The following is a 24,853-nucleotide window of genomic DNA, read 5'->3' on the forward strand; positions in this document are numbered from 1 at the left end:
TCCGGCTCAGCCGACATTCCGCTCCGGATCGGACCGGGCGGGCGGCTCCGCATGGGGGTCGAGAATGATCGGCGACGGGGGATCGGTCGCCTCTACTTCGCGGATCCACTCGCGCCAGATGGCGACGAGCAGGGCCATGAGGACGGGGCCGATGAAAAGGCCGAGGAAACCCATGGTCTTCACACCGCCGATGAGGCCGAAGAAGGTGGGGAGGAACGGCAGCTTGATCGGGCCGCCGACGAGGCGGGGACGCAGCGTCTTGTCGACGATGAACAGTTCCACGGAGCCCCAGACGAAGAGGGCGAGGCCTGCGACGGGCGAACCGCTGGAGACCAGATAGACCGATACCAGCGTGAAGGAGAGCGGCGCGCCGCCGGGGAAAAGCGCCATGATGCCGGTGATGACGCCGAGCGTGACGGCCGACGGCACGCCGGCGATCCAGTAGGCGACGCCGAGCACGATGCCCTCGCCGATGGCGATCAGCGTCATGCCGGTCACGGTGGAGCTGATGGTGGCCGGCACGATGCGGGAAATGCGCTCCCAGCGCATCGGCAGGATACGCTCGCCGAGGCGATCCACCTGGCCGGCGAAGGACTGGCCGTCGCGATAGATGAAGAACAGGGCGATCAGCATGAAGAGCGCGGCGAGCAGCAAGCTGAAGGCCTTGCCGCCGGCCGCCAGCGCCACGCGGTAGATGTTGCCGATATTGGCGCCGCTGACGACCTGCGTCAGCTCGCCGATGGCGCCGGGATGATCGAGGAACCGTGTCCACTGCATGTCCAGCCAGCCGCCGACGACCGGCAGCACGCGAATCCATTCCGGGGTCGGCGCGCCGGTGCGGTTCATCTCCACGCCCCAGCCGACCCAATCGCGCACCTCGTGCAGCGCATAGGTGGAGGCAATGACGATCGGGCCGATGATGAAGGCGAGAATAAGCAGGATGGCGATGGAGGCGGCCAGCGTGCGGTTGCCGTTCACCTGCGCCAGCAGGCGCGAATAGAGCGGCCAGCTGGCGAAGGCGATGACGAGGGCGGCCAGCACCGGAACCAAGAAACCATGGAAGAAGTAGATGCCGGCGAAAACGACGAGCACGAGCAGCCAGCGCGCCGCCGAGATCGGCGAGATGAGCGCAGCCCCACTCGGGCGCGCCGCGCCGAGAAACCTGGGCTCACTTCTGCGATGTTCCTGATGCAGCAAACTCATGCACTCCACTGTCTCCGGCGTTCGGCCGGGATCCCCTAGATAAGGTGTACCCGATGAATGTTAAACATATACGCGCTTTTTTACCGGAAGGCGCGGTGAGACGCCGCAGTGCGGCACTTCACGATCACGAAAACGCGAACGGGCGACGGCATGCGCTTGTTGACGTTTACGTCAATGTAAGATAGCGATAGCCCTTGATGGCGCCCGCTAAAAGCATCATCTTGTCCGTATCGCGTGGTTGGAGGACCATTCGGTGCCGGCGGGACGGACGATGCCCGCGCCCAAGGAGGAGAGCACGCATGACGGCCACCATTGAGGCCCCTTCCACCGAGCCGACCGGCCGCTTCTGGCTTGCCAACTACCCCGACGGCATGGCCGGCGACATCGCGCCATTGGCGCATCCCTCCATCGGCGCGCTGGTTGAAAGCTGCTGTGCGCAATATGCCGACCGCCCCGCCTTCACCAGCATGGGCAAGACGCTGAGTTTCCGAGATTTCGAGGCCGCCTCGAAGAGGATCGCCGTCTGGCTTCAAGCCAAAGGGCTCGAAAAGGGCGACCGCGTCGCCGTGATGATGCCGAACATCCTGCAGAACCCGGTCATCATCTTCGGCATCCTGCGCGCCGGTCTCGTCGTGGTGAATGTCAATCCGCTCTATACGCCGCGCGAACTGGAGCATCAGCTGAAGGATGCCGGCGCCAAGGCGCTGTTCGTGCTGGAAAATTTCGCAAGCACGGTGGCGCAGGTCGTTTCGCGTACCTCCGTGAAACACGTCGTCGTCACCACGATGGGCGACATGCTCGGCCTCAAGGGGTTGATCGTCAATCTCGTCGTGCGCAAGGTGAAGAAGCTCGTGCCGGCCTGGTCACTGCCGGGACATATTCCGTTCAAGCAGGTGATGGCCGAGGGCGCGCACGGCGCACTGAAGCCGGTCACTGTTGCCCCCGGCGACACCGCCTTCCTGCAATATACCGGCGGGACGACGGGCGTTTCCAAGGGCGCGACGCTGACGCATGCCAACCTCTTGTCCAACATGGAGCAGATCAAACTGTGGATCGAGCCGATCTTCCATGTGAAGCAACGGCCGGACCAGCTCGTCTTCATCTGTGCGCTGCCGCTCTACCATATCTTCGCCTTGACGGTGAACGGGCTGATGGGCATCGCGCTTGGCGGCCACAATATGCTGATCGCCAACCCGCGCGACATTCCCGCCTTCGTCAAGGAACTGGGCAAATATCGCGTCCATATCTTCCCCGGCCTCAACACGCTGTTCAACGCGCTGATGAACAATCCGGATTTTGCCAAGCTCGATCTGTCCGGCCTGCTTTTAACGCTCGGCGGCGGCATGGCAGTGCAGCGACCGGTTGCCGAACGCTGGCAGAAGACGACGGGTTGCGCCATCATCGAAGGCTACGGCCTCTCGGAAACCTCGCCGGTCGCAACCGCCAACCGGTTCGACCGGGCGGAATTCACCGGCACGATCGGCCTGCCGCTGCCTTCAACCGAGATCGCGATCCGCGACGACGACGGCAACACGCTTGCCTTGGGTGGTGTCGGCGAGATCTGCATCCGCGGGCCGCAGGTCATGGCCGGCTACTGGCAGCGGCCGGACGAGACGGCCAAGGTAATGACGCCGGACGGCTTCTTCCGCTCCGGCGATATCGGCTTCATGACGCCTGACGGTTTCACCAAGATCGTCGACCGCAAGAAGGACATGATCCTCGTCTCCGGCTTCAACGTCTTCCCGAACGAGGTGGAAGAGGTGGCGATGTCGCTTGCGGGCGTCCTCGAATGCGCGGCGATCGGCGTGCCGGACGAGCATTCCGGCGAAGCGGTGAAGCTGTTCGTGGTGAAGAAGGATGAGGGTCTGACGGAGGCTGACGTGAAGGCGCATTGCGCGGCGAACCTCACCAATTACAAGCGCCCGCGCTTCATCGAGTTCCGCACCGAACTACCGAAATCCAATGTCGGCAAGATATTGCGCAAGGATCTCCGGGGCTGAGCGCAGCCCCGGCACACCCGCCTCTAAATCGATTTAATTTTTTCGCACCAGGCGCGTTTTCGGTCTTGATTTGACGGTGCCAAAGCGACTAGCTAGCGGCATCGTCCAAAGCAAGGGAAGACGCCGATGAACGCGCTTGTCGAAAAGCTGAAATCCATCGTTCGCGACACCAACGCCACAGACATAAGGGCGGCCTTCGCAGCCGACCCCGACCGGTTCTCCCGCTACAGCACCACGCTCGGCGATTTCCTCTTCGACTATTCAAAATGCGCGGTAAACGACACCGTGCTCGACGCGCTGGAGACGCTCGCCAAGGAGGCCGGCGTCGAGAAGAAGCGCGACGCGATGTTCGCCGGCGAGATCATCAACATCACCGAAGAGCGCGCCGTGCTACACACCGCATTGCGCAACCGCTCAAACACACCGGTCCTCGTCGACGGCAAGGACGTCATGCCTGACGTCAACGCCGTGCTCGACGCCATGGGCGCCTTCTCCGACGGCATCCGCTCCGGCGCGCTGAAGGGTGCGACGGGCAAGAAAATCACCGACGTCGTCAATATCGGCATCGGCGGTTCCGATCTAGGTCCGGTCATGGCGACACTGGCGCTCGCGCCCTATCATGACGGCCCGCGCCTGCACTTCGTCTCCAACATCGACGGCGCGCATATCGCCGATACGCTGAAGACGCTCGAGGCCGAAACCACCCTCTTCATCGTCGCCTCGAAGACCTTCACGACCATCGAGACGATGACCAATGCCGCAACGGCGCGCAAATTCATTTCGGACAAGCTGGGTGACGCCGCCGTCGGCAGCCATTTCTGCGCGGTCTCCACAGCACTCGACAAGGTCTCGGCCTTCGGCATCGGTGCGGAACGCGTCTTCGGCTTCTGGGATTGGGTCGGTGGGCGCTATTCGATCTGGTCTGCCATCGGCCTGCCGTTGATGATCGCCATCGGCAAGGAGAATTTTGGCGAATTCCTCGCCGGCGGCCATGCCATCGATACCCATTTCCGCGAGGCACCGATCCGCGAGAACATCCCGGTCCTGCTCGGCCTTATCGGCTTCTATCATCGCAACGTATTGAACTACCCGTCGCGCGCCATCCTGCCCTATGACCAGCGCCTGTCGCGCTTCCCGGCCTATCTGCAGCAGCTCGACATGGAATCGAACGGCAAGTCCGTGACGATGGATTCCAAGCCCGTCGCCTGCAAGACCGGCCCGGTCGTCTGGGGCGAACCCGGCACCAACGGCCAGCACGCCTTCTACCAACTGATCCATCAGGGCACCTCGGTCATCCCGACGGAATTCATGATCGCCGCCAACGGCCACGAGAAAAATCTCCGCCACCAGCACCAACTGCTCATCGCCAATTGCCTGGCGCAGTCGGAAGCCCTGATGAAGGGCCGCACGCTGGAAGAGGCCAAGGCCCAGCTCACCTCCAAGGGCATGGGCGAGGCGAAGGCCGACAAGATCGCGCCGCACCGAGTCTTCGATGGCAACCGCCCGTCGATCACCATGGTGCATGACAGCCTGACGCCCTTCGCGCTCGGCCGGCTGATCGCGCTCTACGAACACCGCGTCTTCGTCGAGGGCGCGCTGTTCAACATCAATTCCTTCGACCAGTGGGGCGTTGAGCTCGGCAAGGAGCTGGCAACGGGCCTGCTGCCAGTCGTCGAAGGCAAGGAAAGCGCCGCCGGCCACGACAGCTCGACGGCCGGCCTGGTTGCCGCGCTGCTGAAGGCTGCAAACTAATCAGCGCAGGCTGAGACGGCGTGCCGCGAAAGCACCGCGCGGCACGCGGGTCAGGTTGCCCAGAAATTCGAGAGCGCAGGCGCGCCAGCTATAGGTGGCCGCACGGCCAAGGGCGACCTCTTTCGGGATCTCGAGCGCAGCAAGGGCCGCCTCCCGCAGGTCTTCCGACAAGGCCCCGGCGTCCCCCAGCACGTCACGCGGCGCCGTCACCGGGAAAGCGGCGACCGGCACGCCGCTCGCCAAGGCTTCCAGCATGACATTGCCAAACGTATCCGTCCGGCTCGGGAAGACGAAGACGTCAGCCGAGGCGTAGATCGATGCGAGATCCTCGCCGGTCTTGCGGCCGAGGAAATGCACATCCGGGTAGCGCTGGCGCAGCATGGCGAGATCGGGACCATCGCCGACGACCACCTTGCTGCCCGGCAGATCGAGCGCCAGGAAGGCCGGCAGGTTCTTTTCCACCGCCACGCGGCCGACATTGAGGAAGATCGGCCGCGGCAGGCCGAGATCGCGGCGCTTGGCCGGATCGAACTGCTTCGTATCGACCCCGCGCGACCAGCGCTTGATCCGGGTAAAACCGCGCGCCGCCATTTCGGCACCGAGCGATTTCGTCGCCACCATCATGCCCTGGCCGGAATTGTGGAAGCGGCGCAGCCACCAGTAGCTCCAGCTTTCAGGAATGGGCAGGCGCGCGCTGATGAATTCCGGGAAACGCGTGTGATAGGCCGTCGTAAAGGGCAGCCGGCGCTGCAGGCAGGCGCGGCGCGCCGCCATGCCGAGCGGCCCTTCGGTGGCGATATGGATATAGTCGGGCGCAATCGCCTCGATCTCGGCCATCACCTGGCGCTTGGAGGTCAGTGCGAGCCGGATTTCCGGATAGGACGGCAGCGGCACCGTCGCGAACTTTTCCGGCGTCAGGAAGATGACCTCGATCCCCTCCTCCGCCATGGAGCGGGCAAGCTCCTCCAGCGTGTGCACGACGCCGTTCAATTGCGGGCGCCAGGCATCCGTGACGACGAGAATGGTGGGCGCCTGCCCGTTAGGACGGGCCGGGGCGAGCGAATCTGGTGCGGTGTGATCGAGCATGGCCCCTTTGACCACGCGGCGATGACAGGCGAATGAAGGGGAGCTCCACGAGAGTTAGAGAGAGATCCCTTCCCTCCTCTGCTTATGCCCTATTCGCCAATGTCCCTACCCTCAACCGTCATCCTCGGCCTTGAGCCGAGGATCCATGCGGCAACCTCAGCGCTTGTGGCGTGGATCCTCGGCTCAAGGCCGAGGATGACGGAGGAGAGCAATGCGCTTTTTGCCTCCTGTGCTGACACTACTCAGGCCAGCCCGATTTCCTTCGCCCAGGGCGGGTTTGCACCGGCGCGGGAAACGGTGACGGCGGCGGCCTTGGCGCCGAGCGCGAGCACCTTGGCGATCTGGTCTTCCGAGAGCGCTGCCACCTGCTGCTTGGTGAGCAGGTTCTGCATCTTCAGCGAGGCCAGCACGCCGGCATCGAACGTATCACCGGCGCCGACCGTATCGACGACCGTTACGCGCTCGCTCGGCACCGTAACCTTGTGCGCGGCGGTGTAGCCAACGGCACCTTCCGCGCCGCGCGTGACGACGACGAGCTTGGCGCCGTGGTGCAACCAGTGGCGGGCCAGCGCATCCTCGTCACCCTCGAGGCCGAACCAGGCGAGGTCCTCATCGGAGAACTTGACGATGTCGGCCATCGCTGCCATCCGGCGGATGCGCGCCATATGCGCATCCTTGTCCTTGATGAAGCCAGGGCGGATGTTCGGGTCGAGCGAGATCACGCGCTTGTCGTGCTCGCGCTTCAGGAGCGCCTCGTAGGTCGAACCGCAGGGCTCGGGGATCAGGCTGATCGCGCCGAAATGCAGCGCCTCGCAATCGTCGCCGAGATCCGGAAGCTCGGCCTCGGTGATCATGCGGCCGGCGGTGCCCTCGTCGTAGAAGGCATAGGTCGCATGGCCGTTCACCAGCTTGACGAAGGCGACGGTGGTCGGGCGCGACAGCGTTGCGCAATAGCTGTAATCGACGCCGCTTTCGGCCAGCGTCTTGCGCAGGATGTCGCCCATCATGTCGTCGGAAAGGCCGGTGAAGAAGCCCGTCGAGACACCGAGACGGCCAAGCGCGATCGCCGTGTTGAAGATCGCCCCGCCGGCATAGGGCGCATAGGCATCCTCGCCGAGCGTCGTCGTCCGCGGCAACATGTCGATCAACGCTTCACCACAACACAGGATCATCCGGAGTCCTCCCACCGATTTTCAATCGATTTAAACGATCTCAGCGCAAAGCGCCAGCGCCATTTACGACGTCGGCAGTTCCGACACGCCGCCATGAGCGGCCGACCAGACGAGCGGCGCATCGAAGAAGGCCTCGACGGAGGCGAGCGTCGCATCGTCGAACAGTTTTTCGGTGCGCGCAACGGCCAGCACATCCCGCCAGGTGGCGATATGATGCAGCTTGACGCCGCCATTGGCGTAGCGGGCTTCGGCTTCCTTGAAGATGCCGTAGTAGAACAGCGACATGCCGTGATCCACGACACCGCCCGCAGCGCGGATGGCGTCGATGAAGGTGAACATCGAGCCGCCGACCGTCACGAGATCCTCGATGACCAGCACGCGCGCACCCTCGGACATCACGCCCTCGATCTGCGCGTTACGGCCATGGCCCTTCGGCTTCTTGCGCACATAGATCATCGGCAGGCTGAGGCGGTCGGCGAGCAGGGCCGCGAAGGGAATGCCGGCCGTCTCGCCGCCGGCAATCACGTCGATGCGCTCGAAGCCGACATTGCGCGTCAGCGTCGCGGCGGCGAAATCCATGATGGCCGAGCGGATGCGCGGATAGGAGAGCAGCTTGCGGCAATCCATATAGACCGGGGAGGCCATGCCGGAGGCGAGCTTGTAGGGTTCCTCAGGGCGGAAATGCACCGCCTTGATCTCCCACAGCATGCGGGCCATCAGCTCCGCCATCACGTCTCTGTCCGGAAAGGAATTGAAAAACATCGGCATCTCCCGCATGATTTTGTCCTCGTGCGCATAGCAGCAAGAGCCGCAGCTTTCCAGCGTTCACGCAACGAAAAACCCTCCCCGGAGGCCGGGGAGGGTTTCTGGAGGACCAGATTTTGCCGCGAGCTTAGGCGCCGCGGCGGGCATCGACCGAGATGGAGCCCGGACCGAAGGCGGCGAGCACGAGGAAGCCGCCCGCGATCGTGATGTTCTTCCACATCATCAGGCCATTGAAGACGGTGAGCAGGCCGTTTGCGCCTTCCGGGAAGTCCGGGTTGTTGATCGCGCCGCTGTGGAAGACGAGAGCGGTGAACACACAGAAGGCAGCGAGCAGATAGGCGGTGATCTTCGTCTGGAAGCCGACGAGGATGAAGAGGCCGGCGACGAGTTCGAAAATGCCTGCGAGATAGGCGAGCGCGGTGGCGGCCGGCAGGCCGGCATTGGAGATCATCCAGGCGGTGCCCGACGGGTCGAGCAGCTTCGGGAAGCCCGCGGTGATGAACATGAGGGAGAGAAGGATGCGTCCAACGAGGACGACGGCGTTCTGCGGCATGGGGAAGCTCCTGAGGCTTGGGCGTTTCGTTGGCAGAGAAATAACAGTTTTCCGTCGTCAAACTAGTCAGGTCGCCAGAAGACAGATTGTTCGCATTTTGTGAACGATGACCTGTTTCCAATGGAACAGAAACCGAAGCTGCCCCATGCGAAGAGAAAGGCCACCCCACCGTCTTGCCTCTCCGGGACACGCCATGCACCACAATCTCATCGCCCTGGCTCTCGCCGCCGCATCGCTTGCCTTCACCGCACCCGGCCATGCCGGCACGCCCTCAGCCGATGGCTACTACGGCCACTACCAGCAGACCTGCATCACCAAGCGCACGCGCATGGAAGACCATACGGGCAAGACCATCACCAAACGGGTGCGCATTTGCCGATAGGCCGGGACTGCCGGGAACTATCCTTTCTTTTCTGTTGCAAGCGCTCACAGGCTGGGCGAAGATTTCGGTCGAGCGGCCCGTCTTCATCGTATCAGGGGCGGCCGGGGGAAACCGGATATGAACGAGATCAACAAGAGTGCCGCGTTCTGGCGTTCTTTTCCGATTTTCGAGGGCTTCAGCAAGGAAACGATCGGCGAAATCGCCGCAATCGCGACCTGGCGCCGATGGCCGGCGGGAACGGTCATCTTCCAGCGCGGCGACGAGGGCACCTATCTGATCGTGCTCGTTACCGGCCGCATCAAGCTGTCGCTGATTACGCCGCAGGGCAAGGAACTGTCGCTGCGCCAGCTCGAAGCGGGCTCCATCCTCGGTGAAATGGCAATCCTCGACGGCCAACCGCGTTCGGCGGATGCGACCTCGGTGACCGCGACCGAAGGCTACGTCATCGCCAAGCGCGATTTCCTCGACGTGCTGACCCGCAACCCGACCGCCGCGCACGCGATCATCCACTATCTCTGCACCAAGCTGCGCGAGACGACCGAGCAGCTCGAAACCATCGCGCTCTACGATCTCGATTCCCGCGTCGCCCGCTTCTTCCTCGCGACGCTGCGCAACATCCATGGCGAGGAACTTCCCGACAGCGCCAATCTCCAGCTTTCGCTCAGCCAGAGCGAGATCGCCAGCATCGTCGGCGCAAGCCGGCCGAAGATCAACCGGTCGATCCTGGCGCTGGAAGAGGCCGGCGCGATCCGCCGTAACGACGGCATCATCCATTGCCATATCGGCCGGCTGCAGAACATCGCCGAGCCGGATGACGACTAACAGGCCGGCGGCCCGGAACGGGAGCGGCCGATCATGATCGCCAAGAAATACAGACCGCTTGCCGCCGGCCTTGCCGCGAGCCTTGCCGGCGCGCTCGCCCTGTTTTTTCTAGGCGAGACCACGCTGGAACGTCAGCGCGAATTCTACTTCGATGCCCTGACCCAGACCATACCCGCCCCCGAAAGCGACGGCATCGTCGTGGTCGATATCGATCGCAAGGCCTTCCAGAGCGTGCCGGGCCGTGACTGGACGCGCAGCCAGACCGCCGAGCTGATCGACCGCCTCGCTGCCGCCAAGCCCACCGCGATCGCCTTCGATTTCGTCTTCAGTACCGATTGCGTGGCCGACGAAGCCGCCAATGCGGCGCTTGCCGGCGCCATCGCCAAGGTGCCGACCGTTCTCGGTTTTCTCATCGGCGAGGCGACGGACGGCGCGCCGCATCCCGTGCCGGCACTCGCCCTGCAAAAACCCGTCGCGGTACCCGAGCTCTGGTTCATCGACGGCACGGAAAGCTCCTGCGCCTTCCTGCAGGATAAGGCGATCTCGGCGTCGGCCTCCTTCCTCGTCGGCGACGAGGATGCGGTGGTACGGCGCGTACAGGCCTATGCCATTGTCGGCAATGCCGCCTATCCGGCGCTCGGCGTCGAAGCAGCGCGGCTGGCCGCCGGTGCACGCACGCCCGTTCTCGGCGGCAATCCCGTCTGGCTGCGGCACGATGCGCGCATCCTCAGGCTCGACGAGGACGGCAGCCTGCGCTTCGTCGCCAGCAACGCCGCGACCATCGGTGCCAGAACCTTTTCCGCCGCGGATATCGTGGCCGGCAACGTCGCGCCGGACAAAATCGCCGGCAAGGTCGTGCTGATCGGCAGCAGCCTGCCCAATCTCGGCGGCCTTCGTGCCAGCGCCTCCATGCCGCTCGAACCCTCCGTGCAGATCCATGCCGACGTCGCCAATGCGATCCTGACCGATCATATCCCGATGCGCGATCCCGGCATCGCCCCGATGGAGGCCGGTTTTGCCTTTGTCCTGGGCGCTGCGGCGGCGCTCGCGGCGGCGCGGCTTCGTCCGTTGTTTGCCGCGATCGCCGGCATTGCGCTCGTCGGCCTCGTCTTCGGCACTTCGGCAGTGCTCTACATGCACACGGCGCTTCTCGCCGATGCCGTCGGCGTGACGTTGATCGTCGTGACGGCAGCCCTTGTCACCGGCCTCCTGCAATTCGCCCATATCCGTCGCGCCGAGGCGACGGCGCGGCAGCGCTTTGCGCAATACCTGCCGCAATCTGTCGTCTCGCGCTACATCGACAATCCCGATATGGCGCGCGTGGCCGGCGAGGAACGGCAGGTCACCGCCCTCTTTACCGATATCGAAGGTTTTTCCGCACTTTCCCAGAAAATCGGCCCGCACGATCTCGTCAGGCTGCTCGACATCTACTTTTCCGAGGTCAACGCGCTGGTCGCACACCATGGCGGCATGGTGGACAAGGTGGTGGGCGACGCCGTGCACGCCCTCTTCAATGCCCCCGACGATCTCGACCGCCACGTCGACAAGGCGCTTGCCTGCGCCGACGAAATCCGCACCCTGACCGAGGAGATGCGCCGCCGCCCCGCCTTCCTGGAGAAGGATTTCGGGCGCACGCGCCTTGGCATCGAGACCGGCATGGCGGTGCTGGGCGAAGTGGGCACCGGCGGCAAGCTCGACTACACCGCCCATGGAGACGCAGTAAACCTCGCCGCGCGCCTCCAGGATGCCAACAAATTCCTCGGCACCCAGATCTGCATCGGCCCGCGCGCAGCAGGCGAAACAAGCCGAATGCTGCGCGCCATCGGCAACCACGAGATCCGCGGGTTCGGAACGATGGATCTGTTTACGCTGGATTAGCGTATGCCGACACTGGCATAGGCTTCGCGGATGCGGGCCTCGCCCCATTTGACGACATCGCCGGGTGCTGCACCCGGCGCGCTGATCTCGACGCCCTCGCCGCCGGAGACAGATCTTGTCACGCCGCCACCGGTGACCTCGACGCGACCGTGCTCGACGAACACGGCAAAGGGGGCATTCCGGCTCGGGCCGGCAAAGAACTTCGTGCCGCGCACGCCGATCATGCCAAAGGCGGTGCGCATGGTGAGGTCGATCTTGGCAAGCCCCTCGGGCCGGTCGAAGACCATCTGGCCGGTGCCGAGCTCTATGGTGCCGCCCTGACCGGCGATGAAGGTATCGATCAGCAGCTCCGTCTCGCTGCCGAGAAGCAGGCTGGTATCGTCACCGAGCGCCAGTTCGGCAAAGCTTTCCTTCCCGGTCGCGACGAAATCGTGGTCCATCAGGCTTGCGCCAGCCTTCAGGCCTTCGAGGTGGTTTGCCTGCTTACGGCTGACATCACCGGTGATTTCGACGGCCTTGCCGATGATGGAATTGGCCTGCGTCGCACGCAAGCCGGCCCCCAGAAGTGCCAGCGCGCTGCCTGCGATGAACAGCCTACGGCTGAGGGTGACGGGACGGCGGGTATGGAGCGTTCGCATGATACACCTTTCGCGGGGAACAGCCCCGACAGGATGAATTGAACCAGGGCGCCGCGCCACTTCCACCGTGCACACCGCCAGCAATGACTACCCTTATGCGCTGCCTCCCGCCATCCCTCTGTTCCCGTGGAAACAGCCGTTTTCCCCGGATCATCTAAGGTGCGTTCATCAACGAAGGGAGACGGATCATGAACTTTCGATCCAACATGCTGAAGACGGCTGGCCGCGCCCTTTTCTTCGCGGTCCTTCTGGCTGGTGCCGATGGCGCCCATGCCGACACCATCGAAGCCAAATGCGATGCCGCCGCCGGTAGCCGCTACGACGCGACGCGCAACACCGCCTTCGCGCCGGTCGCGCTCGAGGACATCAAGATCGGCGCCGCGCTCTCGGCCTGCCGCGCGGCCTACAATGCCGACCGCAGCCCGCGCATGGCCTTCCAGCTGGCCCGCGCCCTGGAACGCGCCGGTCAGGATCTCGATGCCATGAAGCTCTATGCTGAGGCCGCAGCACTCGGCCATACCGTCGCCATGGTCAACTATGGTGCGATGCTCGGCAAGCGTGGCGATCCGGCCGCCGAATTCAGCCATTACAAGAAGGCTGCCGAACTGGGCGACATGCTCGGCGCCTACAATCTCGCCGTCGCCTATCGCGATGGCATCGGCACCGATGTGAACGGTGCAGAAGCCGCCCGCTGGTTCGACAAGGCCGCCGCCAGCGGTGACGAGACTGCCGCCTTCAATCTCGGCGTGCTGCTCGACGACGGCAGCCTCATTGCCGAAGACAATGCGCGGGCTGCCGCCTACTACAAGCTCGCCGCCGAACGTGGCAGCATCGATGCCATGATCAATCTCGGTCTCATGCTGGAATCGGGCGAAGGCATCACCCAGGACCTCACCGCCGCCGCCGGCTATTTCGAGCAGGCGGCCGACAAGGGCGACAGTTTCGGCAAGCTGAAAATCGGCCTGATGCAGCAGAGCGGCACCGGCATCGTCAGGAACATCGAGCAGGCCGTGACCCGCCTCGTCGCCGCCTTCGAGATGCGTGACGTCGATCTCGAGGTCATCCTGCGCGACCAGCCGGAACAGCTGTCCGCCGATGCACGCCTTGCCATCAAGCAGGTGCTGGCCGACCAGGACCTGATCGAGGATGCCGATACGGCGGAGATCGACCCCGTCACCCTTGGCGCCATCGAGAAGCACTACGCCGCGAAATAAAGATCTGGGCGCTTCCACACCCTCGACGTCATCCTCGGCCTTGAGCCGAGGATCCACTATTGCGGGCGTTGAGCGGTGTGGATGGTCGGGTCAAGCCCGACCATGACGGAGGAGATGTTTGGCCCGGCCGACGGAAGAAAGGTTCCGATTGGCTCAGCGAATTTCGCCGGCCTGCGGGCCCCAGGTATCGGTCATCGCGAAACCGTCGGCGAGCGGATCGGTCGGGTCGAGCGCGATCTGGTGCAGGCCGAAGGTCCAGCCGCGGCCGGTGATGGTCGGGATGATCGCCTTGCGGCCGGCGACGACCGTCTCGGCTTCCAGGCCCACCTCGAACTGCGAACCGATGATCGAGCGCGAGCGGAACGTGTCGCCGACCTTGACGAGGCCGCGGGCATGCAGCGTGGCGAGGTTTGCCGAATTGCCGGTGCCGCAGGGCGAGCGATCGACGCGGCCGGGCCACATGGTGGTAGCGGTACGCACGGTACCATCAGGGTCGCGGTCGCGGAACATGACATAGGCGATGCCGTTGATTTCCGGAATCTCCGGATGCACGACCTTCATCGACTTGTTGATGAGATCCTTCAGCGCCATGCCGGCATCGACCAGCGCGCGGGCATTGGCCTTTTCGATCTTCGTGCCGATTTGGTCGACATCGACGAGCGCATAGAAGATGCCGCCATAGGAGATGTCGAAGCGCACGCGGCCCCAGTGCGGCGTATCGATCTCGACATCCAGCGCTTCCACGAAGGACGGCACCATGGTGAGCTTGACCTTCTCACAACGGCCGTCATGGCAGGTCGCCGTCGCCTTGACGAGACCGGCGGCGGTGTCGAGCACGACGACCGTTTCCGGTTCCTTCATCTCGACGATGCCGGATTCGAGCAGCGCGGTCGTGATGCAGATCGAGTTGGAGCCCGAGGAGGCATGCGCCTGGTCGGCCTGCAGGATGATGAAGCCGGCATCGGCCTCCGGGCGCTTGGCCGGCAGAAGCAGGTTCACCGACCCGGTTGCGGCCGCGCGCGGCTCCAGACACAAGAAGCGGCGCAGGCTGTCGTCGACCGTATTGATGTAGTTGAGCTGCTCGGCGATGGTATTGCCGGGGATCTTCGGCACGCCGCCGATCGCCACCTTGCCGATCTCACCCTCGCAATGAACGTCCAGCAGCTGGATCGTGCGCTTCCATCTCATGTCGCTATGCTCCGTTTGGCCAGCCCGCCGGCTGTTTCACTCTTCTGATATATCAGATCGTCACGCGTTCCAACTGCTTTTCACGCGACAGGTTCGCACGCTACGAATGCATCCGGCGCAGTCCTCATTGTGTACCCGAAAGAACCCCGCCGCGAGATCCTTTCATGACCAAGCTCATTGTCTTTACCGACCTGCACATGGTGCCCGAGGGCACGAAGATCATCGGCCTCGATCCCTATCAGCGGCTGCTTGCCGGCATCGAGCATGTCAACCGCTACCACGCGGATGCCGACCGGGTCATTTTTACCGGCGACCTGACGCACCGCGCCGACACGCTGTCCTATGAGCGCCTGCACGGCCTGCTCGCCAAGCTTGTGCCGCCGGCCGCCATCACCATCGGCAACCACGATTATCGCGACCGCTTCCTTGAAACCTTCTCTCATGTCCAGCCGGACGAGAACGGCTTCGTGCAACAGGCGATCGATTTCGATGACTGCCGCGTCGTGCTGCTCGATACGCTCTTCGCCCCGCCCTACGACTATCCGCTGAGCCATGCCGGCTATCTCTGCGAGACGCGCCTTGCCTGGCTCGACAAGACGCTGGCGAGCGCCGGCTCCCTGCCCGTCCTTCTTTTCATGCACCACCCGCCGCACAAGACCGGCTTTACCGGCATGGATGCGATCCGGCTGTCGAACGAACACGCCTTCTATGATCTCGTGCTGAAGCACGGCAATGTCCGCCATATCTTCGCCGGCCATGTACATCGAACGATCGGTGGCTCGCATCGCGGCATTCCCTTCTCGATCTTCAAGAGCCCGGTGCATCAGCAGCCGATGCCCTTCGATGCACCGAACGCCTCGCTCTCGGTCGACGAACCCGCCGCCTACGGCATCGTCGTGGTGACGGAAGAAGGCCTGCAAGTGCACCACGAGGATTACGAAATCGCCAAGCTGGATTCGGCGATCGCCTGAGGCCAACGGTTACCGCGCGTCACACATCGTGATGTCCGTTAGACATGATGCGGGAACCGATCCCGGCATGTCACGTTGTCTCCGCCGAAGGGGTGGGAAACCCAATCTTCGAAGGAGAAAGACATGCGTAAGTTTCTTATGGCAGGTGCCGCTCTGGCTCTCATCGGCGCCTCCGTCGCCCATGCCGACGATCGCGACAAGGAAGCCCTTGGCGGTGCGGCGATGGGTGCCGCAGGGGCGACCGCAGGCGCCGTCGTCGGCGGCCCCGCGGGCGCTATCGTCGGCGGTGCGGTCGGCTTCATGATCGGCGCGGAAGCTGCCGTTCCCGAGGATGCCCGTGTCTATGTGATGGAAAACCCGACGCCGCCGGTCGTACTGGATGGCCAGCTGACGGCCGATACACGCTTCAACGATACCGTCACCCTCACACCGATTCCTGACCACCCGGATCTCGCTTATGTCTATGTAGACAACCGCCCGGTCATCGTGCGCATCGACAGCCGCCAGGTGATCTACGCGCCCGAGGTTGAGACGACGGCGAGCATTTCGGGTGACATTCCCGAGGCGACGATCACCTATGTGGAACGCCATCCGGTCGAACCTGTCGTGCTGGAAGGTCCCGTCCAGGCCGGTGCGGTGATCCCCGACACGGTCCAGATCGTCGAGGTGCCGGAAAATCCGAGCTACGGCTACATCTATGTCGACCAGCGCCCTGTTCTCGTCGACCGCAGCTCGCGCGAAGTGATCTGGGTCCGCTAAGCCGGGCACGGAGCATAAATCGAAAGGGCGGCTCCGTGCGGGCCGCCCTTTTTTCTTACTGTCCGGTTGCCGTGACCGCCGTGTCCTCGACAGAGCGGCCAAGGCGGCGCCACTGGTCGTCGTAGTTCTTGCGGGTGACGGGATCGAAGACCGCGATCGGCGTGGAGACGACGACGCTCGCCGCGCTGCCGACCGTCTCGGCCGTGCCAAGCGCCACCGCGCCAAGCCGGTCGCCGAAGCCCACTTCTGAATCCGTCACCGTCTGGCCATCGATCAGCCGGTTGCCGATGAGGCGTACGACCTCGGGACTTTCGGCGAATTTGCCGTGGTTCAGGCTGTCGCCGGATTTCAGCGCCGTCAGATCGAGCACTGTGATGCCCTGCTTTTCCAGCATGGAACGATAGGGCTCCTGCGAGGGATCGATCTGGCCGAGCCGGTCGACATTGCCGGAAATGCGGCGCGACAGCGTCAGCGCCCGGTCGTCACGCGACACGAACAGGGTGAATTGCGGCCGCTCCTTGCCGAGCGCGCGCAGCTGCTGGCCGAAGACGTCGACGTCGAGATCGGGCGAGGCGAGGATGACCTGCTGGATCTTCTTCGGCACGCGCCCGTCGCGGATCGCCATCTGGCGCAGCGTTTCCACCGCGAGCCACGTCCCCATGGAATGGGCCATGATGGTGATTTCACCGACCCTGGGAGAGTCCACCGCGGCACGCAGCAACTCTTCCAGCGCATCGCGCGAATAGTTGGTGCTTTCCTTATCGTAGGAATAGTCGAAAATGCTGGCGCGCGAAGGCCAGGTGAAGATGATCGGCGCCGCATCCGTCTTGGAATCATGCACGATCTGCGCAAAGCGGTAGACGGCATCCTCGTAGCGGTTGTTGAAACCGTGCACGAAGATCAGCACGCGCCGGCTTTTCGGCAGGTTGCGGTCAAGCCAGGCACTCCCGGCCTTCTCCTTGTCGATCGCCGTCACGCTGACCGTGGAGAAATCCTTCAGCGGATCGGCCGGCAGCTTCTTTGGCCATTGCACCTGGCCGATCTTGCGCTTGTCATCGGGCGGAATGGAAATGGCGATGTCGCGCAGCTGGAGGTCCGAGCCGCGCTCACCGGAAAACAGCACGCCCGGCTGCTCGGAGGGGGCGCGCGTGGTCGCAACCAGCAGATCGACGGTCGAAACACCGGGCGGTGTTTCGCCGCTCGGCACCAGTACGCCCTCGGGGCGGCCGGCACAGCCGGCCAGCAGAATGACCCCGGCGACAATCACGCGACGCAATACGCGCGGCATTTCGCGGTGCATCATGTCCCGCTTCCTTCCGCTTTCCAGTTCTCGCCGGTGCGGCGCACCGATGTCCCTGCTTAGCGGAGTGAGGCTCGGTTTAGAAGACAAGCTGAGCGACAGCGCCCATCGACGCGGCGAGGCGTGGCATATCGGTCACGCCGGCCCGGGCGACTGCCCGCCCAGCGCATCGGTGATGCGGGCGCGGCCGACGCGGATGACGTTCTCCATGGCGCGGCGCGCGCCATCCTCGTCACGGCGGCGGATTTCCTCGACGATGCGCATGTGGTTTGCCGCGACATCACCGATCTTGATGCGGTCGGAAGCCGGCGAACTGAGCTTGAAGACGCCGGCCAGCGCCGCCTCGATCAGGCTGCCGACAGTGCGCATGAAAGGGTTTCGCGCGGCGTCCATCACAGCGAGGTGGAAGCGCAGGTCGGCCAGCGCCAGCGTTTCCGGCGTGTGCTCGGGATCGCCCATGGCGACGGCGAGCAGCATCATCTGGTTGATATCCGCCTCGGTCGCGTGGCGCGCGGCAAGGGCTGCGGCCTGCGGCTCGAAGCCGAGGCGGATTTCGCTGAGATGGATGAGGAAGACATCATCGACGCCGACGGCGAAGTGCCAGGTGAGGATGTCGCTGTCGAAGAGGTTCCACTGGTCCTTCGGCGTCACGCGCGTGCCGATGCGGGCGCGTGGCACGACGAGGCCCTTGGCGGCGAGCGTCTTCATCGCCTCACGGATGACGGTGCGCGATACGCCGAAGCGCGCCTCCATTTCCGCATCGCCCGGCAGCGTCGCGCCCACCGGAAACTCGCCGGCGATGATCGCCTTGCCGAGCTCGCCCACCACCTGCGAGTGGCTGGTGCGCGCCACCGCTCCGTTCATCATGGTTTCGAGCAGACCTGTTTTCCGCACCGCTTTGCCCTCCGTCTAGCAACAGAGTGGGAGCGTGAGAGGCGGCGTGCGCAGGAAATCAGGCATGCCGCCTCCGCCGGTCGGTGACGAGGATCAGCCCCTTCTGCAACAGGATGAAGGCGAAGAGCAAAAGGCCGATCAGGATCTTCGTCCACCAGCTCGACAGCGAGCCGTCGAAGGTGATGTAGGTCTGGATGAGGCCTTGGATCAGGATGCCGACGAGCGTGCCCGCAATGAAGCCGGAACCGCCGGTGAGCAGCGTGCCGCCGATGACGACGGCGGCGATGGCGTCGAGTTCCACGCCCACCGTCGCCAGCGAATAACCGGCCGAGGTATAGAGCGAGAAGACGATGCCCGAGAGGCCGGCGAGGAAGCCCGAGAGCGCATAGATCCCAATCGTCGTGCGCCCGATCGGCACGCCCATCAGCCGCGCCGTCGGCGCACCGCCACCGAGCGCATAGACATTGGCACCGAAGCGGGTGCGGTGGGCAATCAGGATACCGAGCGCGAAGACGAGCAGCATCAGCCCGCCGATCAGCGTGATGCGTCCGCCGCCGGGCAGCTTGTAGTAGGCGCTCTTCAGGGTGGCGTAGAACGGGTGCTTGATCGGAATGGAATCGATCGACAGGACAAACGCCATGCCGCGCGCCAGAAACATGCCGGCGAGAGTGACGATGAAGGGCGGCATTTCCAGATGGTGGATGATCGCCCCCATCAGCGCGCCGAAGGCCGTGGTGATGGCGAGCGCCAGCACAAAGGCGACGAGAGGATGGATCGACGTCGCCTGCAGGAGCACGGCGAGGAAGACGCCGGTGAAGGCGATGACCGCGCCGATGGAGAGATCGATGCCGCCCGACAGGATGACGAAGGTCATGCCGACGGCGGCGATGCCGAGAAAAGCATTGTCCGTCAAAAGGTTGCCGATGACGCGCGTCGACAGCATGTTGGGATATTGCGCGATGCAGACGGCATAGGCGATCAGGAAGATCGCGATCGTCGCGGTGAGCGGAAGGTAACGCGGGTTCATTTCGCCTCCCCGGCCGTCTTCTTTACCGGTGCGCGGGCACGGGAGAGGAAGACGAAGGCCGACTGCGCACGCGGCGACTGGATGACGAGGATCAGCACGATGATCGCCGCCTTGATGATGAGGTTGAATTCCGGCGGAAAGCCCGAGAGCAGGATGCCGGTATTGACCGACTGGATGATCAGCGCGCCGATGAGCGAGGCGGCAATCGAGAAGCGTCCGCCGAGCAGCGACGTGCCGCCGACGACGACCGCGAGGATCGCATCAAGCTCCAGCCAGAGGCCGGCATTGTTGGCATCGGCACCCCGGATATCGGCGGCGGCGATGATGCCGGCGAGCGCGGCGCAGAGGCCCGACAGCACATAGGCCGCGATCAGCAGCACGCCCGTCGAGACACCCGAGAGCATGGAGGCGCGGCGGTTGACGCCGAGCGCCTCGATCAGCATGCCGAGCGCCGTGCGCCGCACGAGCAGCGCCACCAGCAGGCCGAAAGCGAGCCAGATGACGACGGGCATGGGCAGGCCGAACAGCGCGCCGCTGCCGATGAAGATCAGCCCGGCATCGTTAAAGGTGAGAATAGCACCCTCGGTGATCAGCTGCGCAATGCCGCGTCCGGCCACCATCAGCACCAGCGTTGCGATGATAGGCTGGATATCGAGCACAGCGACAAGGATGCCGTTCCACAGGCCGCAGAGAATGCCGGTGCCGAGCGTGATCAGGAGCGTCATGGCGAGCGAATGACCCGAGGTGATGGCCGCCGCCGCCACCGCCCCGCAGATCGCCATGACGGCGCCGACCGAGAGGTCGATGCCCTTGGTGGCGATGACGACGGTCATGCCGATCGCGAGCAGCGCCACAGGCGCGCCGCGGTTCAGGATGTCGATCAGGCTGCCATAGAGCCGGCCATTCTGCATTTCGAGCTTGAAGAAGCCAGGAAAGGCGATGGAGACCATCAGCAGGATGACGGCAAGTGCTGCGACCTGCGGAAAGAGCCTGACCGCATAGGCCTTCAGTGTCGTGCTCATGCGTCCACCCTCCCGGCCGAGGCCGCAATGGCCTCGACGATGCCATCGGTCGTCACCTGGTTGCCCACGAGTTCGGCGACATGCGCCCGGTCGCGCAGCACGATGACGCGGCTCGAATAGGCGACGAGTTCTTCCAGTTCCGACGAGATCACGATCAGCGACATACCTTTCTCGCAGAGCGATTCGATGAGGCGGATGATCTCCGCATGCGCCCCGACATCGATGCCGCGCGTCGGTTCGTCGAGGATCAGGAAATCCGGGTTCGTGGCGAGCCAGCGCGCGAGGATCGCCTTCTGCTGGTTGCCGCCCGAGAGAAGCTTGATCGGCTTCTCGCGGTCGCTGGTGCGGATATCGAGCGCCCTGATGTACTCGTCGGCGAGCCGATCCTGCTCGCTGCGGCTGATCGGTCGCGCCCAGCCGCGCCGCGCCTGCAGGGCGAGCGCGATGTTCTCGCGCACCGAGAGATCGCCGATGATGCCGTCGACCTTGCGATCCTCCGGGCAGAAACCGAATTTTTCGCGGATGGCGGATCGCGGCGAAGAGAGGTCGAGCGCGCGGCCGTCTGCTTCCGCCGTGCCGCTATCGGCCCGCTCGGCACCGAACATGATTTCCGCCGTCTCGGTGCGCCCCGAACCGAGCAGGCCGGCGACGCCGACTACCTCGCCCCTGCGCACATCGAGATCGAAGGCCTGGATGTGGCCCTTGCGGCCGAAATTGCGGAAGCGGAAGCGGACCTCGCCGCCCTCGCCCTTCGCGCCATGCTCCGCCGCCACTTCCTGCACCAGCTCGCGGCCGAGCATCATGGCGATGAGATCGCGGCGCGGCAGGTCCGCCGTGGCGCGTGTGCCGACGAGCTTTCCGTTGCGCAGCACGGTGATGCGGTCAGAAATGTCATAGACCTGCTCGAGGAAGTGGGTGATGAAGATGATGCCGAGGCCGCGCTCCTTCAGGCGGCGCACGATGCGAAACAGCATCGCCACCTCATGCGCATCAAGGCTGGCCGTCGGCTCGTCGAGGATCAGCACCTTGCCGGAGAGATCCACCGCACGCGCAATAGCGATGACCTGCTGCACCGCCACCGAATAGGCGGCAAGCTCGGCAGTCACATCGATATCGAGATCGTATTCGGCAAGCAGCGCCTTCGCACGCCGGTTCATTTCGCGGCTGTCGATGAAGCCGAAGCGCTTCGGCTGGCGGCCAAGGAAGAGGTTTTCAGCGACCGTGAGGTTCGGCAGGAGGTTGACCTCCTGGTAGACCGTACCGATGCCGAGGTTCTGGGCTTCCAGCGTGCTCTGCGGATCGACATCCGCGCCGTCGAGCAGGATGCGCCCGCCATCGCGGCGATAGGCGCCGGTCAGGCATTTGACGAGCGTCGACTTGCCTGCACCGTTTTCGCCGAGCAGCGCATGGACCTCGCCGCGCTGCAGCGAAAAATCGACGCCGTCGAGCGCCCTGGCACCGGGAAAGATCTTGTCGATCGCCGTTGCCGAAAGAATGGAGGTACTCGCCTGCATGATCCCACCCGTGTGACGTCTGCCGCCCGCCGTCCCAAGGGGAGACGGCAGGCGAGCCGACAACTCCGACAAACTTATCCAGGAGACAGTGCGTCAGGGAGTGCCGAATGCAAAGGGAAGATGCCCCGCGTCAAGTTAGGAGCCGGACGCGGGGCTCCCGGAAGGAGATCAGTAGCCGAGGCCCTTCTTCTCCTCGTAGACCTTCTGCGGATCGTCGGCCTGGGTATAGAGCTTCGATTCCGTCTGGATCCACTTCGGCGGCTCCTTGCCGTCCTTGAGGAAGGCGTCGAGCGCGTCGAGCGCGGGGCCGGCCATGTTCGGCGTCAGCTCCACGGTGGCGTTGGCTTCACCGGCCGCCATGGCTTGGAAGATATCCGGAACAGCGTCGATGGAGACGACGAGGATATCCGTGCCCGGCTTCAGGCCGGCTTCCTTGATCGCCTGGATGGCGCCGACGGCCATGTCGTCGTTATGGGCGTAGAGCGCGCAGATGTTCTTGCCGCCGTCTTCCGCCTTCAGGAAGCTTTCCATGACTTCCTTGCCCTTGGTGCGGGTGAAATCACCGGTCTGGCTGCGGATGATCTTCAGGTTATCCTTGCCGGCGAGCGCTTCTTCAAAACCCTTCTTGCGGTCGATGGCCGGCGACGAGCCCGTCGTGCCCTGCAATTCGACAACGTTGCACGGCTTGCCGGCAACGGTATCGACCAGCCACTTGCCGGCGACATTGCCTTCATGGACGAGGTCGGAGGTGACGGCCGTCAGGTAGAGGTCCTTCGACGCATCGACCGTGCGGTCGAGCAGGATGACCGGGATTTCCGCATCCTTGGCTTCCTGCAGCACTTCATCCCAGCCCGTGGCGACGACGGGGGCGATCAGGATGGCATCGACGTCCTGCGCGATGAACGAGCGCAGCGCCTTGATCTGGTTTTCCTGCTTCTGCTGGGCGTCGGCGAATTTCAGGTCGATGCCGCGCTTTTCAGCCTGCTGCTTGGTGAGCGTGGTTTCGGCAGCGCGCCAGCCGGATTCCGAACCGATCTGCGAAAAGCCGATCGTCAGGTCGGCGGCGGATGCAGTGCTGAACATCGAGGCAGCAAGGATCGTGGCACTTGCGAGTGCGATTTTGAATTTCATGATGTCCTCCCAAAGAAAGCTGCTCCTCAGCAGCAGGCGTAAAACATCATATTGTATTACTATTGTAAACGGCCAAAAGTTGCCGATTGCGATTTTTTTAATCGCCACATGCGGGTGCGGTACTGCTGCGGGAATCCGACGGCCTACAGGGTGCACCGTCCAGTATCTCGCGCGGGGCAGGATTCTGGACGGTGCACTCCTTGTTTTCCCTCACCACTTTGCGCGGAAGCCGATCTTGCCCTGCAGCGAATAGCTGTCGCCGACATGGGCAAGACTCGTGTTGAGCAGGCCTTCCGCATAGAGCGAATATCGACCGTCATTCCAGCTATAGGTTCCGCCGGCGCCGATACCGCCCCAAAGACGATCCTGCCGGACGCGGAATTTTTCACCGGCCACGTCCACACGGGTCCCGTTCAGGAACTCATGGTAGATGTTGGCGATGCCGTAGGCATTAACCCGGCTGGTCAGGCCCCGGGCGTCCTGCCATGTCATTTCACGATCCAGTGTGAGCCCAAGGCGACCCTGGAGGCTTGCACCCTTGTCGAGACTGACGGAAGAGCCGAATACATCTTTGAACCGGTCGAAATCCACATGCGAGTAGACAATCTGGGCCTGCGGCGTGATCGACCAGCCATCATCGATGGCGATCCGCTTTCCGCCCTCCAGGGAGAGCGCATAGCCGAAAGCATCGTTGTCGCGAACCAGAAAGCGGTTGGCTGTGAGGGAGCGCAAATCCGACTCGTACCAGGTGGCTTGCGCCTGGCCATCGAGATAGGTTCCGTCGTTGCCATACCATGTCAACGCGCCGCCGGCGCCGTAACCATCACTCGAAATCTTTCCGATGCCGTGAATGGAATCAGTATCGGTCACGCCGTGCCTGTAGTGGGTGGAAAGTCCCGCCATCAGCGTGCCATTGGCACTTTCGTAAAAAACGCCGTCCACTCCCGCCTGTGCGCGGAAAATGCTCTGGTCGAATGCCGTCCCGGCGGTTGCAAAACGCGGTTCAATGTCGCTGTACGCGCCTTCAATTCGCGCCCAGATTCCGGAAACAGCGAGAAATGCGCTCGACAAATCGTTGGAAGCGCCCTGCTGATGGACTTCCGGAATGCCTCCGACCAACCAGAAGCGATTGCCGACGCGCTGCTGTAGCGTCGGCATGGTGTTCAGCCCAAGCAATGCCTGCGGATAGGCTTCATAGACCGGGACACCGGGCTGGTAGAGCGGATCCTCCGGATCTGTGGGATCCGTCGGATCCTCAGGGTCAGTCGGATCGGTCGGATCCTCGGGATCGGTCGGGTCAGTCGGATCCTCAGGGTCAGTCGGATCGGTCGGATCCTCGGGGTCAGTCGGATCGGTCGGATCCTCGGGGTCCGTGGGGTCAGTCGGGTCCTCGGGATCCGTGGGATCGGTCGGATCCTCGGGGTCAGTCGGATCGGTCGGATCCTCGGGGTCCGTGGGATCAGTCGGGTCCTCGGGATCCGTGGGATCAGTCGGATCCTCGGGGTCCGTCGGGTCAGTTGGATCCTCGGGATCGGTCGGGTCAGTCGGATCCTCGGGGTCCGTCGGGTCGGTCGGATCCTCG

General features: G+C 63.8%; 22 protein-coding genes. 8 read left to right on the forward strand and 14 right to left on the reverse strand.

Translation table 11 applies throughout. The annotated features are described in order from the left end of the window. Window positions 1-6 precede the first annotated feature (6 nt). Complete coding sequence (locus MUU55_RS13120) at window positions 7-1,203, reverse strand: AI-2E family transporter (RefSeq protein WP_244761192.1); 1,197 nt, start codon at window positions 1,201-1,203, stop codon at window positions 7-9. Window positions 1,204-1,502: 299 nt separating this feature from the next. On the opposite strand from MUU55_RS13120, the gene MUU55_RS13125 reads away from it, so the two are divergent. Both MUU55_RS13125 and pgi read left to right on the forward strand, forming a co-directional pair. Beyond that, window positions 1,503-3,203 (forward strand): long-chain-fatty-acid--CoA ligase, encoded by a 1,701-nt coding sequence (locus MUU55_RS13125; protein WP_244761193.1) that lies wholly within the window; start codon window positions 1,503-1,505, stop codon window positions 3,201-3,203. 126 nt (window positions 3,204-3,329) lie between these two features. Then, window positions 3,330-4,955 (forward strand): glucose-6-phosphate isomerase, encoded by a 1,626-nt coding sequence (gene pgi / locus MUU55_RS13130; RefSeq protein WP_244761194.1) that lies wholly within the window; start codon window positions 3,330-3,332, stop codon window positions 4,953-4,955. Here pgi and MUU55_RS13135 read toward each other — a convergent pair whose 3' ends face one another. The 4 genes from MUU55_RS13135 to MUU55_RS13150 all read right to left on the reverse strand — a co-directional run bounded on the left by MUU55_RS13135 (window position 4,956) and on the right by MUU55_RS13150 (window position 8,531). Next, window positions 4,956-6,041: a glycosyltransferase family 4 protein gene (locus MUU55_RS13135; protein WP_244761195.1), complete on the reverse strand. Its 1,086-nt coding sequence runs from the start codon at window positions 6,039-6,041 to the stop codon at window positions 4,956-4,958. A gap of 242 nt (window positions 6,042-6,283) precedes the next feature. Next, window positions 6,284-7,213, reverse strand: coding sequence for a carbohydrate kinase family protein (locus MUU55_RS13140; RefSeq protein WP_244761196.1), 930 nt, complete (start codon window positions 7,211-7,213; stop codon window positions 6,284-6,286). A 63-nt stretch (window positions 7,214-7,276) separates the two neighbouring features. Continuing rightward, a complete protein-coding gene (locus MUU55_RS13145; RefSeq protein ID WP_244761197.1) occupies window positions 7,277-7,975 on the reverse strand; it encodes an orotate phosphoribosyltransferase in 699 nt (232 codons plus the stop codon). Window positions 7,976-8,105: 130 nt separating this feature from the next. Continuing rightward, on the reverse strand, window positions 8,106-8,531 hold the full coding sequence (locus MUU55_RS13150) for a DoxX family protein (protein WP_244761198.1): 426 nt from the start codon (window positions 8,529-8,531) through the stop codon (window positions 8,106-8,108). 193 nt (window positions 8,532-8,724) lie between these two features. Between MUU55_RS13150 and MUU55_RS13155 the strand changes: the two genes are divergently transcribed. From MUU55_RS13155 to MUU55_RS13165, 3 genes are all read left to right on the forward strand, one after another. Beyond that, window positions 8,725-8,913, forward strand: a complete 189-nt coding sequence (locus tag MUU55_RS13155) for a hypothetical protein (RefSeq protein ID WP_244761199.1) — start codon at window positions 8,725-8,727, stop codon at window positions 8,911-8,913. Between the two features lie 117 nt (window positions 8,914-9,030). Then, window positions 9,031-9,735 (forward strand): Crp/Fnr family transcriptional regulator, encoded by a 705-nt coding sequence (locus MUU55_RS13160; protein WP_244761200.1) that lies wholly within the window; start codon window positions 9,031-9,033, stop codon window positions 9,733-9,735. Window positions 9,736-9,771: 36 nt separating this feature from the next. Further along, entirely contained in the window at window positions 9,772-11,613 is a 1,842-nt protein-coding gene (locus MUU55_RS13165; RefSeq protein WP_425314178.1) for a CHASE2 domain-containing protein, read from the forward strand. Here the strand turns inward: MUU55_RS13165 and MUU55_RS13170 are convergent. Further along, window positions 11,610-12,251 carry a FecR family protein gene (locus tag MUU55_RS13170; protein WP_244761202.1) on the reverse strand — a complete coding sequence of 214 codons (642 nt, stop codon included), beginning with the start codon at window positions 12,249-12,251 and terminating at the stop codon, window positions 11,610-11,612. The genes MUU55_RS13165 and MUU55_RS13170 overlap by 4 nt on opposite strands. A gap of 188 nt (window positions 12,252-12,439) precedes the next feature. Here MUU55_RS13170 and MUU55_RS13175 point away from each other — a divergent pair, with 188 nt between their 5' ends. Continuing rightward, on the forward strand, window positions 12,440-13,465 hold the full coding sequence (locus tag MUU55_RS13175; protein WP_244761203.1) for a tetratricopeptide repeat protein: 1,026 nt from the start codon (window positions 12,440-12,442) through the stop codon (window positions 13,463-13,465). Window positions 13,466-13,618: 153 nt separating this feature from the next. Here MUU55_RS13175 and MUU55_RS13180 read toward each other — a convergent pair whose 3' ends face one another. Continuing rightward, window positions 13,619-14,653, reverse strand: coding sequence for a proline racemase family protein (locus tag MUU55_RS13180; protein WP_244761204.1), 1,035 nt, complete (start codon window positions 14,651-14,653; stop codon window positions 13,619-13,621). Window positions 14,654-14,817: 164 nt separating this feature from the next. Between MUU55_RS13180 and spdA the strand changes: the two genes are divergently transcribed. Further along, on the forward strand, window positions 14,818-15,624 hold the full coding sequence (spdA, locus tag MUU55_RS13185) for a 2', 3'cyclic nucleotide phosphodiesterase SpdA (RefSeq protein ID WP_244761205.1): 807 nt from the start codon (window positions 14,818-14,820) through the stop codon (window positions 15,622-15,624). A gap of 123 nt (window positions 15,625-15,747) precedes the next feature. Then, entirely contained in the window at window positions 15,748-16,383 is a 636-nt protein-coding gene (locus MUU55_RS13190; protein ID WP_244761206.1) for a DUF1236 domain-containing protein, read from the forward strand. Between the two features lie 55 nt (window positions 16,384-16,438). Here MUU55_RS13190 and MUU55_RS13195 read toward each other — a convergent pair whose 3' ends face one another. From MUU55_RS13195 to MUU55_RS13225, 7 genes are all read right to left on the reverse strand, one after another. Continuing rightward, window positions 16,439-17,686, reverse strand: coding sequence for an alpha/beta hydrolase (locus MUU55_RS13195; RefSeq protein ID WP_244761207.1), 1,248 nt, complete (start codon window positions 17,684-17,686; stop codon window positions 16,439-16,441). A 132-nt stretch (window positions 17,687-17,818) separates the two neighbouring features. Further along, on the reverse strand, window positions 17,819-18,550 hold the full coding sequence (locus tag MUU55_RS13200; protein WP_244761557.1) for a FadR/GntR family transcriptional regulator: 732 nt from the start codon (window positions 18,548-18,550) through the stop codon (window positions 17,819-17,821). Between the two features lie 85 nt (window positions 18,551-18,635). Further along, on the reverse strand, window positions 18,636-19,604 hold the full coding sequence (gene yjfF, locus MUU55_RS13205; protein ID WP_244761208.1) for a galactofuranose ABC transporter, permease protein YjfF: 969 nt from the start codon (window positions 19,602-19,604) through the stop codon (window positions 18,636-18,638). Then, a complete protein-coding gene (locus MUU55_RS13210; protein WP_244761209.1) occupies window positions 19,601-20,626 on the reverse strand; it encodes an ABC transporter permease in 1,026 nt (341 codons plus the stop codon). Before MUU55_RS13210 ends, yjfF begins: the two co-directional genes overlap by 4 nt. Continuing rightward, complete coding sequence (gene ytfR / locus MUU55_RS13215; protein ID WP_244761210.1) at window positions 20,623-22,140, reverse strand: galactofuranose ABC transporter, ATP-binding protein YtfR; 1,518 nt, start codon at window positions 22,138-22,140, stop codon at window positions 20,623-20,625. Before ytfR ends, MUU55_RS13210 begins: the two co-directional genes overlap by 4 nt. 168 nt (window positions 22,141-22,308) lie before the next feature. Beyond that, window positions 22,309-23,271 carry a galactofuranose ABC transporter, galactofuranose-binding protein YtfQ gene (ytfQ, locus tag MUU55_RS13220; protein ID WP_244761211.1) on the reverse strand — a complete coding sequence of 321 codons (963 nt, stop codon included), beginning with the start codon at window positions 23,269-23,271 and terminating at the stop codon, window positions 22,309-22,311. A 210-nt stretch (window positions 23,272-23,481) separates the two neighbouring features. Beyond that, window positions 23,482-24,853: autotransporter family protein (locus MUU55_RS13225; RefSeq protein ID WP_244761212.1), on the reverse strand; the 1,372-nt coding region annotated here is incomplete at its 5' end.

The organism is Shinella curvata, assembly GCF_022899935.1.
Lineage (GTDB): Bacteria > Pseudomonadota > Alphaproteobacteria > Rhizobiales > Rhizobiaceae > Shinella > Shinella curvata.

Excerpts from the sequence above, each read along its gene's own strand:
- MUU55_RS13120 (WP_244761192.1), bottom strand. The coding sequence starts at position 1,203 with ATGAGTTTGCTGCATCAGGAACATCGCAGAAGTGAGCCCAGGTTTCTC.
- MUU55_RS13125 (WP_244761193.1), top strand. The coding sequence starts at position 1,503 with ATGACGGCCACCATTGAGGCCCCTTCCACCGAGCCGACCGGCCGCTTC.
- pgi (WP_244761194.1), top strand. The coding sequence starts at position 3,330 with ATGAACGCGCTTGTCGAAAAGCTGAAATCCATCGTTCGCGACACCAAC.
- MUU55_RS13135 (WP_244761195.1), bottom strand. The coding sequence starts at position 6,041 with ATGCTCGATCACACCGCACCAGATTCGCTCGCCCCGGCCCGTCCTAAC.
- MUU55_RS13140 (WP_244761196.1), bottom strand. The coding sequence starts at position 7,213 with ATGATCCTGTGTTGTGGTGAAGCGTTGATCGACATGTTGCCGCGGACG.
- MUU55_RS13145 (WP_244761197.1), bottom strand. The coding sequence starts at position 7,975 with ATGTTTTTCAATTCCTTTCCGGACAGAGACGTGATGGCGGAGCTGATG.
- MUU55_RS13150 (WP_244761198.1), bottom strand. The coding sequence starts at position 8,531 with ATGCCGCAGAACGCCGTCGTCCTCGTTGGACGCATCCTTCTCTCCCTC.
- MUU55_RS13155 (WP_244761199.1), top strand. The coding sequence starts at position 8,725 with ATGCACCACAATCTCATCGCCCTGGCTCTCGCCGCCGCATCGCTTGCC.
- MUU55_RS13160 (WP_244761200.1), top strand. The coding sequence starts at position 9,031 with ATGAACGAGATCAACAAGAGTGCCGCGTTCTGGCGTTCTTTTCCGATT.
- MUU55_RS13170 (WP_244761202.1), bottom strand. The coding sequence starts at position 12,251 with ATGCGAACGCTCCATACCCGCCGTCCCGTCACCCTCAGCCGTAGGCTG.
- MUU55_RS13175 (WP_244761203.1), top strand. The coding sequence starts at position 12,440 with ATGAACTTTCGATCCAACATGCTGAAGACGGCTGGCCGCGCCCTTTTC.
- MUU55_RS13180 (WP_244761204.1), bottom strand. The coding sequence starts at position 14,653 with ATGAGATGGAAGCGCACGATCCAGCTGCTGGACGTTCATTGCGAGGGT.
- spdA (WP_244761205.1), top strand. The coding sequence starts at position 14,818 with ATGACCAAGCTCATTGTCTTTACCGACCTGCACATGGTGCCCGAGGGC.
- MUU55_RS13190 (WP_244761206.1), top strand. The coding sequence starts at position 15,748 with ATGCGTAAGTTTCTTATGGCAGGTGCCGCTCTGGCTCTCATCGGCGCC.
- MUU55_RS13195 (WP_244761207.1), bottom strand. The coding sequence starts at position 17,686 with ATGATGCACCGCGAAATGCCGCGCGTATTGCGTCGCGTGATTGTCGCC.
- MUU55_RS13200 (WP_244761557.1), bottom strand. The coding sequence starts at position 18,550 with ATGATGAACGGAGCGGTGGCGCGCACCAGCCACTCGCAGGTGGTGGGC.
- yjfF (WP_244761208.1), bottom strand. The coding sequence starts at position 19,604 with ATGAACCCGCGTTACCTTCCGCTCACCGCGACGATCGCGATCTTCCTG.
- MUU55_RS13210 (WP_244761209.1), bottom strand. The coding sequence starts at position 20,626 with ATGAGCACGACACTGAAGGCCTATGCGGTCAGGCTCTTTCCGCAGGTC.
- ytfR (WP_244761210.1), bottom strand. The coding sequence starts at position 22,140 with ATGCAGGCGAGTACCTCCATTCTTTCGGCAACGGCGATCGACAAGATC.
- ytfQ (WP_244761211.1), bottom strand. The coding sequence starts at position 23,271 with ATGAAATTCAAAATCGCACTCGCAAGTGCCACGATCCTTGCTGCCTCG.